Source organism: Roseomonas haemaphysalidis (assembly GCF_017355405.1).
GTDB classification, from domain to species: Bacteria; Pseudomonadota; Alphaproteobacteria; order Acetobacterales; family Acetobacteraceae; genus Pseudoroseomonas; species Pseudoroseomonas haemaphysalidis.
In genome coordinates this window covers 1483980-1498774 of sequence record NZ_CP061177.1, presented here as the reverse complement: position 1 = coordinate 1498774, position 14795 = coordinate 1483980, and the positions used below count along the sequence as shown (strand labels likewise).

The 14795-nt window shown below is 69.2% G+C and carries 12 protein-coding genes; 4 read left to right on the top strand and 8 right to left on the bottom strand.

The genetic code is table 11. From position 1 onward, the window contains the following. Positions 1 to 2 precede the first annotated feature (2 nt). Entirely contained in the window at positions 3 to 1976 is a 1974-nt protein-coding gene (cyoB, locus tag IAI59_RS06850; protein WP_419556589.1) for a cytochrome o ubiquinol oxidase subunit I, read from the bottom strand. Between the two features lie 126 nt (positions 1977 to 2102). Next, the gene (gene cyoA / locus IAI59_RS06845; protein ID WP_207416999.1) at positions 2103 to 3221 is read right to left on the bottom strand and encodes a ubiquinol oxidase subunit II; all 1119 of its coding nucleotides are present in this window, start codon (positions 3219 to 3221) and stop codon (positions 2103 to 2105) included. Between the two features lie 159 nt (positions 3222 to 3380). Between cyoA and IAI59_RS06840 the strand changes: the two genes are divergently transcribed. Next, positions 3381 to 4724, top strand: a complete 1344-nt coding sequence (locus tag IAI59_RS06840) for an MFS transporter (protein ID WP_237181207.1) — start codon at positions 3381 to 3383, stop codon at positions 4722 to 4724. Positions 4725 to 4769: 45 nt separating this feature from the next. Here the strand turns inward: IAI59_RS06840 and IAI59_RS06835 are convergent, their stop codons facing one another. Then, positions 4770 to 5714, bottom strand: coding sequence for an MYG1 family protein (locus IAI59_RS06835; RefSeq protein ID WP_207417001.1), 945 nt, complete (start codon positions 5712 to 5714; stop codon positions 4770 to 4772). 286 nt (positions 5715 to 6000) lie between these two features. Between IAI59_RS06835 and IAI59_RS06830 the strand changes: the two genes are divergently transcribed. Next, the gene (locus tag IAI59_RS06830) at positions 6001 to 6408 is read left to right on the top strand and encodes a DUF2934 domain-containing protein (RefSeq protein WP_207417004.1); all 408 of its coding nucleotides are present in this window, start codon (positions 6001 to 6003) and stop codon (positions 6406 to 6408) included. A gap of 45 nt (positions 6409 to 6453) precedes the next feature. Here the strand turns inward: IAI59_RS06830 and IAI59_RS06825 are convergent, their stop codons facing one another. Together IAI59_RS06825 and IAI59_RS06820 are read right to left on the bottom strand one after the other, a co-directional pair. Beyond that, on the bottom strand, positions 6454 to 7485 hold the full coding sequence (locus IAI59_RS06825; protein ID WP_207417006.1) for a ribonucleotide-diphosphate reductase subunit beta: 1032 nt from the start codon (positions 7483 to 7485) through the stop codon (positions 6454 to 6456). 146 nt (positions 7486 to 7631) lie between these two features. After that, on the bottom strand, positions 7632 to 8522 hold the full coding sequence (locus IAI59_RS06820; protein WP_207417007.1) for a dihydrodipicolinate synthase family protein: 891 nt from the start codon (positions 8520 to 8522) through the stop codon (positions 7632 to 7634). Between the two features lie 130 nt (positions 8523 to 8652). Between IAI59_RS06820 and IAI59_RS06815 the strand changes: the two genes are divergently transcribed. Then, positions 8653 to 9582 carry a DMT family transporter gene (locus tag IAI59_RS06815; RefSeq protein WP_207417008.1) on the top strand — a complete coding sequence of 310 codons (930 nt, stop codon included), beginning with the start codon at positions 8653 to 8655 and terminating at the stop codon, positions 9580 to 9582. Positions 9583 to 9709: 127 nt separating this feature from the next. On the opposite strand, the gene IAI59_RS06810 is transcribed toward IAI59_RS06815, so the two are convergent. The 3 genes from IAI59_RS06810 to IAI59_RS06800 form a co-directional block, all read right to left on the bottom strand. Continuing rightward, the gene (locus tag IAI59_RS06810; protein ID WP_207417009.1) at positions 9710 to 11584 is read right to left on the bottom strand and encodes a ribonucleoside-diphosphate reductase subunit alpha; all 1875 of its coding nucleotides are present in this window, start codon (positions 11582 to 11584) and stop codon (positions 9710 to 9712) included. A gap of 284 nt (positions 11585 to 11868) precedes the next feature. Further along, positions 11869 to 13533, bottom strand: coding sequence for a Na/Pi cotransporter family protein (locus IAI59_RS06805; protein ID WP_207417010.1), 1665 nt, complete (start codon positions 13531 to 13533; stop codon positions 11869 to 11871). 163 nt (positions 13534 to 13696) lie between these two features. After that, a complete protein-coding gene (locus IAI59_RS06800; protein ID WP_207417011.1) occupies positions 13697 to 13957 on the bottom strand; it encodes a hypothetical protein in 261 nt (86 codons plus the stop codon). A gap of 430 nt (positions 13958 to 14387) precedes the next feature. On the opposite strand from IAI59_RS06800, the gene IAI59_RS06795 reads away from it, so the two are divergent. Beyond that, positions 14388 to 14732, top strand: a complete 345-nt coding sequence (locus IAI59_RS06795) for a hypothetical protein (protein WP_207417012.1) — start codon at positions 14388 to 14390, stop codon at positions 14730 to 14732. Positions 14733 to 14795 lie beyond the last annotated feature (63 nt).

Sequence of the window (14795 nt, the reverse complement as noted above, 5' to 3'; positions counted from 1 at the left end):
GCTTACTCCCCCGCGACCATCTGGGTGCGCCGGTCCTCGACCGCGGTCACCGTCTCGGCCGGGATGTAGAAGTCCCGGTCGTAGTTGAAGGTATGCGCGATGGCGGTGACCAGCAGCGCCACGGCGGTCAGCCCCACCAGCCACCACATGTACCAGATCATGCCAAAGGCGAAGGCCACGGCCAGGCCCGCGATGATCACGCCCGCGCCGGTGTTCTTGGGCATGTGGATCGCCTCGAAGCCGCTGACCGGGCGCTTGTAGCCACGGTGCTTCATGTCCCACCACGCGTCGTGATTATGGATCACGGGCGTGAAGGCGAAGTTGTAGTCGGGCGGCGGCGAGGTGGTGGCCCATTCCAGCGTGCGGCCGCCCCAGGGGTCGCCCGTGTGGTCGCGCAGCTCCTCCCGCTTGCGGAAGCTGACCCAGAGCTGGATGAGGAAGGAGCCGATGCCACAGGCGATCAGCACCGCGCCAAAGGCGGCGACAACGAACCAGATCTGCAGCGACGGGTCGTCGAACTTGCTCATGCGCCGCGTCACGCCCATCAGGCCCAGCACGTAAAGCGGCATGAAGGCGAAGTAGAAGCCCACGAACCAGAACCAGAAGGACATCTTGCCCCAGAACGGGTCCAGCTTGAAGCCGAAGGCCTTGGGGAACCAGTAGGTCACGCCGGCGAACAGGCCGAACACCACGCCGCCGATGATGACGTTGTGGAAATGCGCGATCAGGAACAGCGAGTTGTGCAGCTGGAAGTCGGCCGGCGGCACCGCCAGCAGCACGCCGGTCATGCCGCCGATCACGAAGGTGACCATGAAGCCGACCGTCCACAGCATCGGCACCTCGAAACGGATGCGGCCGCGGTACATGGTGAACAGCCAGTTGAAGATCTTGGCGCCCGTCGGGATCGAGATGATCATCGTCGTGATGCCGAAGAAGCTGTTCACGCTGGCGCCCGAGCCCATCGTGAAGAAGTGGTGCAGCCAGACCAGGTAGGACAGGATGGTGATGACCACCGTGGCGTAGACCATGGAGGTGTAACCGAACAGCCGCTTGCTGCTGAAGGTGGACACCACTTCCGAGAAGATGCCGAAGGCCGGCAGCACCAGGATGTAGACTTCGGGGTGGCCCCAGATCCAGATCAGGTTCACGTACATCATCGGGTTGCCGCCGAAGTCGTTCGTGAAGAAGTTGGTGCCGGCGTAGCGGTCCAGCGTCAGCATCGCGAGCACGGCCGTCAGCACCGGAAAGGCGGCCACGATCAGCACGTTGGTGCAGAGCGAGGTCCAGGTGAAGATCGGCATCTTCATCATGCGCAGGCCCGGCGCGCGCATCTTCACGATGGTAACCAGCAGGTTGATGCCGGACAGCAAGGTGCCGATGCCCGCGATCTGCAGGGCCCAGATGTAGTAGTCCACCCCCACCCCGGGCGAGTAGGACGAGCCCGACAGCGGCGGATAGGCCAGCCAGCCGGTGGCCGCGAACTCACCCACGAACAGCGACATCATGATGATGGCGGCGCCCGCGGCGGTCATCCAGAAGGAGAAGTTGTTGAGGAACGGAAAGGCGACGTCGCGCGCGCCGATCTGCAGCGGCACCACGTAGTTCATCAGCCCTGTGATAAAGGGCATGGCCATGAAGAAGATCATGATCACGCCGTGGGCGGTGAAGATCTGGTCGTAGTGGTGCGGCGGCAGGTAGCCCTCGGACCCGGCAAAGGCCATGGCCTGCTGGGCGCGCATCATGATGGCGTCCGAGAAGCCGCGCAGCAGCATCACCAGCGCCAGGATCACGTACATGATGCCGATGCGCTTGTGGTCCACCGTGGTCAGCCATTCGCGCCACAGGTAGCCCCACAGGCGGTAGTAGGTGATGGCGCCGAGGATCGCGACCCCGCCCAGCACCACGCCCACAAGGGCGATGGCGACGATCGGCTCGTGCAGGAAGGGCAGGGAGTCGAGGGAGAGCCGGCCGAACACGGGGCTCAGGACGTCCGGATTGGTGGCCATGGGTTTATTCTGTCATTCCAAGGGCGGCAGGCGCCGCCAGAGACATTCCGTGGGCGGCGGGCACCGCCATGGGGAGGGCGTCGTCGGGGCGCGGCATCAGTTGGTGGCCTTTCCGGCGTCGGGCGTGGCGGCCGATGCCACCAGCCCGGTGCCCAGCGGGTCGGCCGGGGTGCACAGGGCCAGCACGAAGCGGCGGGCGGGGGCGGCCGGCGAGGGGCCGCTGCCGCGCCGGGCCGTCTTGTCGTAATCCAGGCTGGCGACGTTGACCGTACCGGCGGCGCCCATGCCGCCCCGCGCGTCGATCGCCATCATGTCGCTCATGCACATCTTTGCGGGGTCCACGCAGCGTTCCACCACCGCCTTGAACAGCGCCGGGTCGATGGCCGAGAAGCGCTTCACGGCGTCGCGCACGCTGGGGCGCTCAAGCTCCAGGTACTCGGCACGGCCGAGCGTGCCGCCGCCGCCCGCCTTGGCCTCGGCCACCCAGGCGTCGAAGCCCTGCTGGCTCATGCCATGGAACTTGAAGCGCATGTCGGAAAAGCCGGCGCCGCTGTAGTTGGCGGACATGCCGTCATACACGCCTTCCTGGTTCATCACGGCGTGCAGCTTGGTTTCCATCCCCGGCATGGCATAGATCATGCCGGCCAGCGACGGGATCGACAGCGCGTTCATGACCGAGGAGGCGGTGATGCGGAAGTTGATCGGCACGTCCACCGGCGCGCGCAGCTCGTTCACCGTGGCAATGCCCTGCTGCGGGTAGATGAACAGCCACTTCCAGTCGAGCGCCACCACCTCCACCTCCAGCGGGCGCACCTCTTCCGGGATCAGCCTCTCGGCATCCAGGCGCTGCAGCGGGCGGTAGGGGTCGAGCAGGTGGGTGCCCACCCAGGTCAGCGCGCCCAGTGCCACGATGATGACCAGCGGCGCCGCCCAGATGATCACCTCCAGCTGCGTGGAATGGTGCCACTCGGGGTCGTACTTGGCCGCCTTGTTGGAAGCGCGGTAGCGCCAGGCGAACAGCAGCGTCAGCAGGATCACCGGGATGATGATGATCAGCATCAGCAGGGTGGAGTAAACGATCAGGTCACGCTGCTGCGCCGCCACGTCGCCGGCGGGGTTCATGATCACCAGGTTGCAGCCGCCCAGCAGCAGGGCGAGCGGCGCCAGGGCCAGCAGGCGCGTCAGGGGGTGGTGGCGTCGGGTCTTGCGGGGCATGCCAATCGCTCGGAACACTGTGATGCGTGAGGCACCATCTAGGATGTCACAACGCCGCAGGGGATTGGACGTTTTGTCCTATGGGCGGCGGCGGGGTCCGGATGCTTTATGCCATTCCGGACCCCGGGCCGGGCCACTGGACGTCGAAATGAGGGCGAAGTGATCACCGAAACCAAAGGCCGCGCTCCGTTGCATTCCTCGGTGCTGGAGCGCGACGCGCGCGACATCAACGCGGACCACCACGCCGTCGCGTCCAGCGAGATCGCGCTCGGCGTGATCATCGGGCGGATGTCGGAGTCCTTCGACTTCTTTGTCTACGCCATCGGCTCGGCGCTGGTCTTTCCCAGCCTGTTCTTTCCGCATATCGACCCGGTCAGGGCCACGCTGTATTCCTTTGCCATCTTCGCCCTGGCCTTTATCGCCCGCCCCATCGGATCGGCCATCTTCATCTGGGTGGACACCACCTACGGGCGCGGCACCAAGCTGACCATCGCGCTGTTCCTGCTGGGCGGCTCCACGGCCGCCATCGCCTTTCTGCCGGGCTACGACACCATCGGCGTCTACGCGGTGCTGCTGCTGGCCGCCTTCCGCATCGCCCAGGGGCTGGCGCTGGGCGGTGCCTGGGACGGCCTCGCCTCGCTGCTGTCGCTCAACGCGCCGGACCGCAAGCGCGGCTGGTACGCGGCCATGCCGCAGCTTGGTGCGCCGCTGGGCTTTCTGCTGGCCGCCGCCCTGTTCGCCTTTCTGCTGGGCACCCTGTCCGGCGAGGACTTTCTGGACTTCGGCTGGCGCTACCCGTTCTTCGTGGCCTTCGCGGTCAACGTCGTGGCGCTGTTCGCGCGGCTGCGCCTGGTGGTGACGCGGGAATTTAGCGACATGCTGGAAAAGCACGAGCTGCTGCCCGCCCCCATCCCCGAGACGCTGCGCACCAACGGCCGCACGGTGCTGATCGGCGCCTTCGTGCCGCTGGCGTCCTTTGCGCTGTTCCACCTGGTCACGGTGTTTCCCCTGGCCTGGATCGCGCTGTTCACCGACCGCTCGCCGGCCGACTTCCTGTCGGTGCAGATGATGGGCGCGGGCATCTGCATTGTCGCGGTCATGCTGTCGGGCGCCATCGCGGACCGCATCGGGCGGCGCAAGCTGCTGGGCATCGGCGCCGTGCTGATCGCCGTCTTCTCCTTTGCCGCGCCCTTTCTGCTGGGCGGCGGGCGCGGGGGCGAGACGGTGTTCGTGCTGATCGGCTTCGGTCTGCTCGGCCTGTCCTTCGGCCAAGCCAGCGGCGCGCTCGCCTCCAACTTCACCACCCGCCACCGCTACACCGGCGCGGCGCTGACCTCGGACCTCGCCTGGCTGCTCGGCGCCGGCTTCGCGCCGCTGGTGGTGCTGGTGCTGTCGGACTGGCTGGGGCTGGCGGCCGTGGGTGGCTACCTGCTGTCCGGCGCCGTCTGCACCCTGCTGGCGCTGACCGTCAATCGCGCGCTGGACGACAGCGCGCCGGGCTGAGGCAGCGCGGCACCGGGGACGGCACCGCCCTCCCCGGCCGCGGCCTCACACCACCAGCCCGCCGATGGCCATCGCCTTGCGCGCCATGGCCACCGCCCCCGCCCGCGACCGCGCGGCCCCCACGAAGCGGCGCAGATGCGTGAACACGGCATCCGCCACGCCCGACTCCTCGGCCAGCGCCGTGTCCTGCAACCCGGCCCAGCTTTGCGGCAGCGGCAGGCGCTGCGCGAAGGAGCCCGGCTCGGGCGGCATGGCGTCCACCATCCAGTTGCCGTTGGGCACCGGGTAGACAGCGAACAGCACCGGCAGGCTGTGCGAGAACACCACGTTCTTCCAGGGCATGCCCCGCTCCAGCTCCAGCACCCGCGGGTCAGGCGAGGCCTTGTGGGCGGCGACCACCATGGCATCGGCCGCCAGCCGCGCCCGCATCGCCGCCACGCGGCGCCGCAGCACGCCATCCAGCAATGTCACCGCCTGCAGAAAGGCGGCGTCCTCCGCCTCCTGGCGGCCTTCGGCCGGGGCGTCCCAGGACAGGTTGCAGTCGCCCACCAGGGAAGCGAGGTCGAGCGGCTCCCGCGCGCCGGCCACGCCATTGTCCACCTCGTCGATGCGACGGATCACCACCCGGTCGATGTCGGCGGCGATGGCGGGCGCGAAGCCGGCGTCGGCGGGCGCCAGCAGGGCACGCACCGCCGTCTCGCCATGCGTCTGCCACACCAGTCCGGCGGCGCTGAAGGGCGTGCCGTCCTCGCGCGACGGGGCGCCGCGCTGGTGGTGGTCGAAGCGCGAGGCGGCGACATCGTAGACCAGGCCGACATCCCAGACATGATCGCCCTGGGCGATCAGGGCGGCATCGCGCGTGCGGGCCAGCCGGTGGTCCTCGCCCGCCTGGCCCAGCCCCAGCGCCAGCCGCAGCACGACATATGCAAAGGCCTCGTCGCAATGGAAACTGCCGCTGTGGGTGACGAGAAGCGGCATGGCGTCGGGCATGAATGCTGGTCCTGATGAGGCGCGGTCGCTGGTCTTATCGGTCGTGCACGGCCGCGCCGCAACACGCAGTCATGCTTTGGCGGCACAACTGCCCGCGCGCTGGCCCGGCTTCAACCGGGCCGTGCAGGCGGCGCAACCGGGCCGTGCGCCGGCGCCGCCGCTTCCCGCCAAGCGCGGCCCCGGCGGCGGGACACGCAGCCAAGTGGACGCGCCGGGTCCGGCGCGTCACTCTGCGCGCAGAACGCCGGCCCGGCCGTGCGTTCCCAGCGAGACGATGGAGATGACGATGAGCGACGACCGAAAGGCGCAGGACCAGCGGATCCGCGAGCGGGCCTACCAGCTGTGGGAACAGGAAGGCCGCCAGCACGGCGTGCCGGACGACCACTGGCACCGCGCGCGGCGGGAGATCGAGCAGGGCGACGAGCGCAGCGGCAGCCCCGACGACCAGCAGGCCGACAACCTGGCCGACCCGGCCGAACGCGCCGCCGCCCTGCCCGCCGCGCCGGAGGACGAGCCGGCGCCGGCCCTGTCCGCCACGCTGGAGGAAGCGCCGGGCGAGCCGGCGACCGCCAAGCCCTCACCCAAGGCGAAGCCGGCCAAGGCGGCGGCGCCCAAAGCCGCCAAGCCCGCCGCGGCGGCGAAGCCGGCAGCGCCCAAGCCCGCCGGCAAGCCGCGCAAGAACCCGGTGGGCTGACCACCGGGCGATGCCGGGGGGACGACGGCCCCCCCGGTGGCGCCGCTACGGCAGCACCGCGCCCTCGGGCTGCTTGTCGCTGAACACGCCGTCCGAGAAGGCGTCCTCCCAGGTGCCGGAGGTGCTGGCCTTGGAATACTCGGTCGCGCGGCCTTCAAAGAAGTTCATGTGCTCGACCGCGTTCAGGATCTCGTCCAGCCAGGTCAGCGGGTTCTTCTCGATGTTGTAGACCGGGTCGAGGCCGAGCTGCTGCAGCCGGCGGTCGGCGATGAAGCGGATGTACTGCTTCACCTCGTCCGGCGTCAGGCCCTGCACGCTGCCCATCTCGAATGCGAGGTCGATGAAGGCGTCTTCGTGGTGCACGATGGTGCGGCAGATCTCGGTCAGCTCCTCGCGGAACTCCGCCGTCCAGATCTCCGGATTCTCCTGGATGAAGGTGCGGAACAGCCGGATCACGGACAGGCAGTGCAGCGTCTCGTCGCGCACCGACCAGGTGACGATCTGCCCCATGCCCTTCATCTTGTTGAAGCGCGGGAAGTTCAGCAGGATGGCGAAGGAGGCGAAGAGCTGCAGGCCCTCGGTGAAGGCGCCGAAGGCGGCCAGCGTCTTGGCCACCTCCTTCTTGTTGTCCACCGTGAAGGACTGCATGTAGTCATACTTGTCCTTCATCTCCTGGTACTTCAGGAACGCCTGGTACTCCACCTCCGGCATGCCGATGGTGTCGAGCAGGTGCGAATAGGCCGCGATGTGGATGGTCTCGATGTTGCTGAAGGCCGACAGCATCATCAGCACTTCGGTGGGTTTGAACACCTGGCTGTAGTGCTTCATGTAGGCGCTGTTCACCTCGACATCCGCCTGGGTGAAGAAGCGGAAGATCTGCGTGACCAGGTTGCGCTCGCCTTCCGTCAGGGTGCGCTGCCAGTCCTTCACGTCGTCGGCCATCGGCACTTCCTCCGGCAGCCAGTGGACGCGCTGCTGGGTCATCCAGGCGTCATAGGCCCAGGGATAGCGGAAGGGCTTGTAGACCGGGTTGGCCGTCAGCAGGTCGAACTTGGGGGCTTCCGCGGTGTCGGACATGGCGTGAACTCCTGCAGGGTCGGCGATGCGGTGGTGCGGCCGTCTTAACGGCGCCATCCGGCGCGCGGAAGGGGCCTTGGCCAAGCCCTTCTTTTGCCTCGCGATATACGGCGAAGCCCAAGAATGATCCGCCCTCCGAGTCGCGCTCAGCGCAGCGCCAGTGCCCCGATCACCGCCGCCACCTGCTCCCTCGCCGTCCCCGCCAGCGGCAGGATCGGGCGCGGCGGCTGCGCGTCGGTCAGGCCCAGCAGGTTGGCCGCCGCATACATCACCCGCAGGCTGCTGTGGGCAATGAACAGGTCCCACAACGGCTGCAGCGACCGGTGCAGCCGCCGTGCCTCGGCCGCGTCGCCGGCGCGGACGGCGCGCAGGATGCGCATGGCGGGCTCGGGGAACAGGCCGCCGACCACGCTGTACCAGGCCTCGCTGCCAGCGAGCAGCGCTTCGGTGGCCTTCCAGTCGCCGCTGTGGCCGATGGAGAAGCCCGGCGCGGCACCGGCCCGCAGCGCCGCCAGCTCGGCCGCCACCGCATCGGCGTCGGGGGCCGGGTTCTTCACCGCCGCCACCCCGGGCACCCGGCTCAGCCGCGCGATCAGCCCGGGGCTGAAGGTGAAATGCGTGGTGGACGGATTGTTGTACAGCACCACCGGCAGGCCGGCCCCGGCCGCCACCGCCTGCACATGCGCGAAGACCTCGTCCTCCGTCAGGGGCGTGTAGGACACGGGCGCCAGCAGCACCGCGTCCGCCCCCGCCGCGCGGGCGTCCTGGCCCAGCCGCACCGCGTCATCCGTGCGCAGCGCGCCAATGCTGACCAGCAGCGGCACGGCGCCGCGCAGCTCGGCCGCCGCCGCCTCCACCGTCCGCCGCCGCTCGGCGCGGTCCAGATAGGCGTAGGTGCCGGTGCTGCCCAGCAGGCCCACGGAATCCACCCCCGCCGCCACCAGGCGCCGCAGCAGGCGCGCCAAGGCGGCGGTATCCACGCGCCCCTGCGCGTCGGCGGGGGTGATGGGGAATGCCGAAAGGCCCTGGAACCGCATGCGAGCACCTGCTGCCGGTGGAAAGGCCACCGATCCAGCACGCCGTGGCCTTGCCGCCAAGTCCCCGCCAGGAAACAATGGCCACCACACACGGCCCGCGCGCGGGCACCAGCACAAAAGGGCCCGACCCATGTCCACCACCCCGCCGCCGGCGGCGCCGGGCGCGGGCGATGCCGCGCAGCCGGGGCATGGCGCGGGCATCGCCATGATGCTGGCCGGCGTGCTGCTGTTCGCCGTCAACGACACGCTGGGCAAATGGCTGGTGGGCGGCTTCACGGTGGGCCAGCTGGTGCTGGTCCGCAGCATCGCCGGGCTGATGGTGATGGCGCCCTTCATCCGCCGCACGGGCCCGGTGGCCTTCCTGAGCGCGCCGCGCCCCGGGCTGCAGCTGCTGCGGGTCTTCTTCTCGACGCTGGAAACCTCGCTGTTCTTCTGGGCGCTGGTGGAGCTGCCGCTGGCCGAGGTGATGACCTACTACATGGCGGGCCCGATCTACGTCACCGCCCTGTCGCCATGGCTGCTGCGTGAGCCGGTGGGCTGGCGGCGCTGGACGGCGGTGGTGGTGGGCTTCTGCGGCGTGGTGCTGGCGTTGCACCCGTCGGTGGAGTCCATCTCGCTCGGCTCGCTTTGCGCCCTGGCGGGCAGCTTCAGCTACGCCTGCTTCATGCTGGCCACGCGCAAGCTGGCGGCGGTGCCCGGCACGGTGCTGATGACGGCCCAGCTGGTGGCGGCGCTGCTGTTCGGCGCGGTGCTGGTGCTGGCACAGGGCTGGACCCCGCCTGGCGCGCTGGACCTGGTGCTGATGCTGTTTCTCGGCGTCGGCTCGCTGGGCGGCAACCTGTGCGTCAACCGCGCCTTGCACCTTGCGCCGGCATCCGCGGTGGTGCCCTACCAGTACACCATGATCCTGTGGGGCGTGATCTTCGGCTACGCCTTTTTTGGCGACCTGCCGGACGTCCTGACGCTGGCGGGCGCCGCGCTGATCATCGCGGCAGGGATGTTCATCTTCCTGCGCGAACAGCAGTTGCGGGGACGGCGGCCGAAAACAGAACGTCCCTGACGATACCGAGGCCGTTCCCCCGGCCGGCGGACCGGAGGCGCCCGGCCCCGCGCCTGACAGCCACCCATCGCCGGGAAGAAGTCAGGAGCCTGAGGGAATCCCTTCCTCCAGGCGTTTCCTTAACCGGCTACTGGCAGGCCAAGCACTCTTCGTAATCCGTGCTGTCCGCCGGCACCGCCATCGGCGCGCGGGGCGGCGTCAGCGGAAGCACCGCTTCTAGGCTGTCGGCCTCGGCGAAGCCGAGCTTGGGCTGCGTGGCCACCTTCTCGCTGATGGTGTCGGCGCGCTGGATGGACAGGCTGCGGCAGTAGTACAGCGACTTCACACCCTTCTTCCACGCCTGGTAGTGGATCTGGTGCAGGTCGCGCTTGTGCACGTCGGCCGGCAGGAAGACGTTCACCGACTGGCTCTGGCAGATATAGGGCGTGCGGTCGGCGGCATGCTCCACCACCCAGCGCTGGTCCAGCTCGAAGGCGGTCTTGAAGACGTCCTTCTCCTGCTGCGTCAGGAAGTCGAGGTGCTGCACGCTGCCCTTGCTGACGGTGATGGAGGTCCAGGTGTCCTCGTCATCCCGCCCGTGCGCCGCGAGCACCTTCTTGAGCGACGGGTTGCGCACGATAAAGGAACCGGACAGCGTCTTGTGGTTGTAGACGTTGGCCGCGATCGGCTCGATCCCCGGGCTGGCGCCGCCGCAGATGATGCTGATGGACGCGGTGGGCGCGATCGCCATCTTGTTCGAGAAGCGCTCCATGAAGCCGTATTCCGCGGCATCCGGGCAGGGCCCGCGCTCTTCCGCCAGCACGCGGCTCGCGATGTCGGCCTGGGCACGGATGTGCTTGAACATCCGGGTGTTCCACACCTTGGCGATGACGCTCTCGAACGGCACGTTCTGCGCCTGCAGGAACGAATGGAAGCCCATGACGCCGAGGCCCACGGAACGCTCGCGCATGGCGCTGTAGCGGGCGCGCGCCATGCTGTCGGGCGCCGTGTCGATGAAGTTCTGCAGCACGTTGTCCAGGAAGCGCATCACGTCGGGGATGAAGTGCGGGTCGTCCTTCCACTCCATCCAGGTCTCGAGGTTCAGCGACGACAGGCAGCACACGGCGGTGCGGTCCTGGCCGTGCTGGTCGCGCCCGGTCGGCAGCATGATCTCGGCGCAGAGGTTGGAGGTCTTGATCTCCAGGCCCGCGAGCTTCTGGTGTTCCGGCCGCGCGTTGTTGGCGTGGTCAGAGTTGATGATGTAGGGCTCGCCCGTCTCGATGCGCGCCATCAGGATGCGGATCCAGAGGCCGCGCGCCGAGATCTTGCGCACAATGGCGCCGTCCTTGGGGCTGCACAGCGCCCATTCCTCGTCGGCTTCCACCGCGCGCATGAAGGCGTCGGGGATCAGCACGCCGTGGTGCAGGTTCAGCGCCTTGCGGTTGGGGTCGCCGCCGGTGGGGCGCCGCAGGTCGACGAATTCCTCGATCTCCGGGTGCGACACCGGCAGGTACACGGCGGCCGAGCCGCGGCGCAGCGAGCCCTGGCTGATCGCCAGCGTCAGGCTGTCCATCACCCGGATGAACGGGATGATGCCGCTGGTCTTGCCATTCTGCCCAACCTTCTCGCCGATCGAGCGCAGGTTGCCCCAGTAGGAGCCGATGCCGCCACCCTTGGAAGCCAGCCAGACGTTCTCGTTCCACAGGCCGACAATGCCATCCAGGCTGTCATTGGCTTCGTTCAGGAAGCAGGAGATCGGCAGGCCGCGCGTGGTGCCGCCGTTGCTCAGCACCGGCGTCGCCGGCATGAACCACAGCTTGCTGATGTAGTCGTAGATGCGCTGGGCGTGGGCAGTGTCATCGCCATAGGCGCTGGCCACGCGGGCAAACAGATCCTGATAGGATTCGCCCGGCATCAGGTAGCGGTCATCCAGCGTGGCGCGTCCGAAATCGGTCAGCAGCGCGTCCCGCGTGCGGTCCAGGCGAACCTGGCTGTGGCCTTCGAGCTGAACGGCATCGAACACGGCGGGTCATCCTTGAGAGTGGCGTCGAGGGGCGGAGGTTTGCACCCGCCGCCCGCCGCCTTCAACACCAGATTTAGCGCCGGGATGCAGGGCACACCCCAAGGATAGGGGTTATCCCCCTTCAGCCAGCACCGCAGAAAAGCCTGCTAGCAGCCGGTTATCAGGGGTTCTCCACAGGCTTGGGCACAGCCGCCACAGCGACGAAAAAATTTTGCGGCGGGCCGGCGGCGCATCCCCGAATCCTGGCCGCGCGTCCTGACGCCAGGACAGCGGCGCGGGGGCGCCTATTCCCCCCCGGCCACGCCTTCCGTCCCCAGCACCCGGCTGGGCAGCAGCACGCCCAGCCGCTCCAGCACCGGATAGGCGGCGGCGGCCACGAGATGGCTGTTGATCTGCTTGATGTCGCGCAGGAGATCCAGCACCAGCGCATCGCCACCGCCGCTGCCGCGCAGGTGCTCCAGGTAGCGGCGCGTCGCCTCGGCCTCCAGGGTGCGGAAGGCTTCTTTTTCCTCGGCCAGCAGTCGCGCGGCGCGCGGGTCCTCCGTCATGAACAGGGATGCGGCGGTGCGCAGGTTGGCGGTGAGCCGCGCCAGCGCGGCGCGCAGCTCCTGCAGCGCGGCCGGGGCGGGCGGGTGCGGCTGGCGGCCCAGCGCCACGGCATGCGGCAGCAGGATGCGGCGCGCCACGCTGCCCGCCTGGTCCAGCTGCGTCACGAAGACCACGATCTCGCCCAGCCGCTGATGGTCGCGCGGCTCCAGCGATTCGGTATCCAGCGCCGCGAGGTAGGTGCGGATGGAATCGGCCAGCCGGCTCAGCGCCTCGTCCAGTTCCTTGCTGCCGGGGGGCGTGCCGCGGGTGCCGCCGCGCGCGGCCAGCGCGGCGTCGGCGGTGGCCAGCAGCCCCTGCAGCAGGTCGGCCAGCCGCAACGCCTCGCGCGTCGCGGCACCCAGCGCCAGGGCGGGCTGCGCCGCGGGGTCGAGATACAGCGGCGCCCCGGGGTCGGCCGCCTGCGGCCGCGCCGGCAGCCAACGGCGCAGCAGCGCGGCATAGGGGCCGAGCAGCGGCAGGAAGACCAGCGCGAGCACGAGGTTGAAGCCGGTGTGGAATAGCGCCACCGCGCGCGGCGCGTCGCCCGCCAGGGGCGGCATCACGCCGGCCAGCCAGGGCAGCAGCGGCAAGGCCAGCGCCACGCCCGCCAGCCGGTTCACCAGGTTGCCCAGCGGCAGGCGCCGCGCCGCCGGGTCGGCCCGCCCGGCGCCTTCCAGCAGCGGGTTGGCGGCGCTGCCCAGGTTGGCGCCCAGCACCAGCGCGAAGGCGGCCTCCGGCGGCACGATGCCGTGGCCCGCCAGCGACATCACCAGCAGCACCACGGCGACCGAGGAGTGCATCGCCCAGGTCAGCACGGCGGCCAGCAGCACATCCAGCAGCGGCACCACGGAGATCATGCGCAACAGCTCGCGCAGCGTGGCGGACTGCTCCAGCGGCGCCATCAGCTCCATCAGCTGGCGCAAGGCCAGCAGCATCAGGCCCAGCCCGATCACGGCGCGGCCCAGGTCGTGCGCGCGGCTGCCGGCGGGACGGCGGAACAGCAGAAAGCCCGCCAGGATCAGCATGGGCGACAGAAAGGCGACGTCAAAGGACAGCAGCTGCACGATCAGCGTGGTGCCGACATTAGCCCCCAGCATCACCGCCAGCGCCGGCACCAGCCCGACCACGCCGCTGGCCGCGAAGCCCGCCGCCATCAGCCCCGTGGCCGTGCTGCTTTGCAGGGCGGCGGTGACGCCGAGCCCGGCCAGAAAGGCGCCCGGCCGGTGCCGCAGCGCGCGCGCCAGCACCACCCGCAGGCGCGGCCCGAAGGCGCGTTGCACGCCGGTCTGCACCATGCGCGTGCCCCACAGCAACAGCGCGATGGCGCCCGCCAAGCTGATCACGGCAACCACGAACGTCATGGCACAAGGCCTCCCCTGACATCCGGCGGGGCTGCCGGGGCGACGTTATGACGAATCGATGACGGTTTTACGACATCCGGCGCTCCGGCCCGGCGGGCTGGCTCCCGGAACCAATGCTTTGGACCACGCCTGCCGGCGATCGCCACCGCCGACCCGGCGTGGCTCAGCTCAGGCTGCGTTGCGGCGCGGTGCGCAGCCGGCCGATGGTGGCCCGGAGTTCCGCGCCCGTCGGGTAGTCGGCCAGGAACGAGGCCAGCATGTCCTCGGCGCGTTCCTGCAGGTCCAGAGTGGGAAAGCGGTCGATCAGCAGGGCCAGCAGGCAGAGCGCCACCGCGCGGGCGACCGCGTCGCCGTCGACGATCACCTCTTCCAGCATTTCCAGCCCCTGGATCAGGTCGCCCAGGCTTGGCCGCGCGTCCGCCACGATGCGATATCCCCCGGCAGTCCTGCCAACCATACGGGCACGGCCGGCTTCCGGTTGCAGCCAGGCATGCCGGCCTGGCAAGCCATGCGCCACGCGCCGCCGCCGCGTCCCGCTCATGCGCCGGCATCCGGTCGCGGGGGAGCCGCCACAGCAACGTTCGGCTGCGCCTGCCACAGCATTTTGCCCAGCAAGTCGCAAATTGGAGACTGTTGCATTTTTTCCGCGTTCACTTTGCGCATTTTGAGCATCGAAACCGGACAAGAAATAACCCTGCCCCTGTATGCTACGCCTCGCATTTTCGTGATAGCCCTGATCTGCCATGGCCCGGCTGCACTCGGCGCAGGGCTCGAAGCCTCACCGGCCGCTCCTCGCAGGCGCTTGTTCCCGATTCGTTCATGCATTACGCTCCGCCCAACACGGAACACCAGCCATGAGCAAACCCGCGAAGCCCGCTCCCGCCCGCCCCGCCGCCGATCCCGCGCAGGCGGCGTTGCGCCGTTTTTCCGATCTGATCGCCCGCGGTTTCGACGCCGCCCGGTTGCAGCGGGAAGCCGCGGCGGTGATCAGCGACTGGGCCGGCGAGCTGCAGGCCGACAGCATGCGCGAGCGGCTGGACAGCGTGCACGACCAGCTGGCCGAGGGCGTCGATGCCGCGCAGGACATGGGCTGCGAGATCGAGCCCGGTGATGCGGCCAGCGCCAAGCTGCATCAGCGCAGCATCGGCGCGCTGATCGCCGCGCGCGATGCCTTCGGGCAGGCCGCGCGGCGGTTGTGACGGCTGCGGCGCGCCGGGGCCGCGCGACCTGTAAAGTTGTGTCGGAATTTCCAACCGGACGTT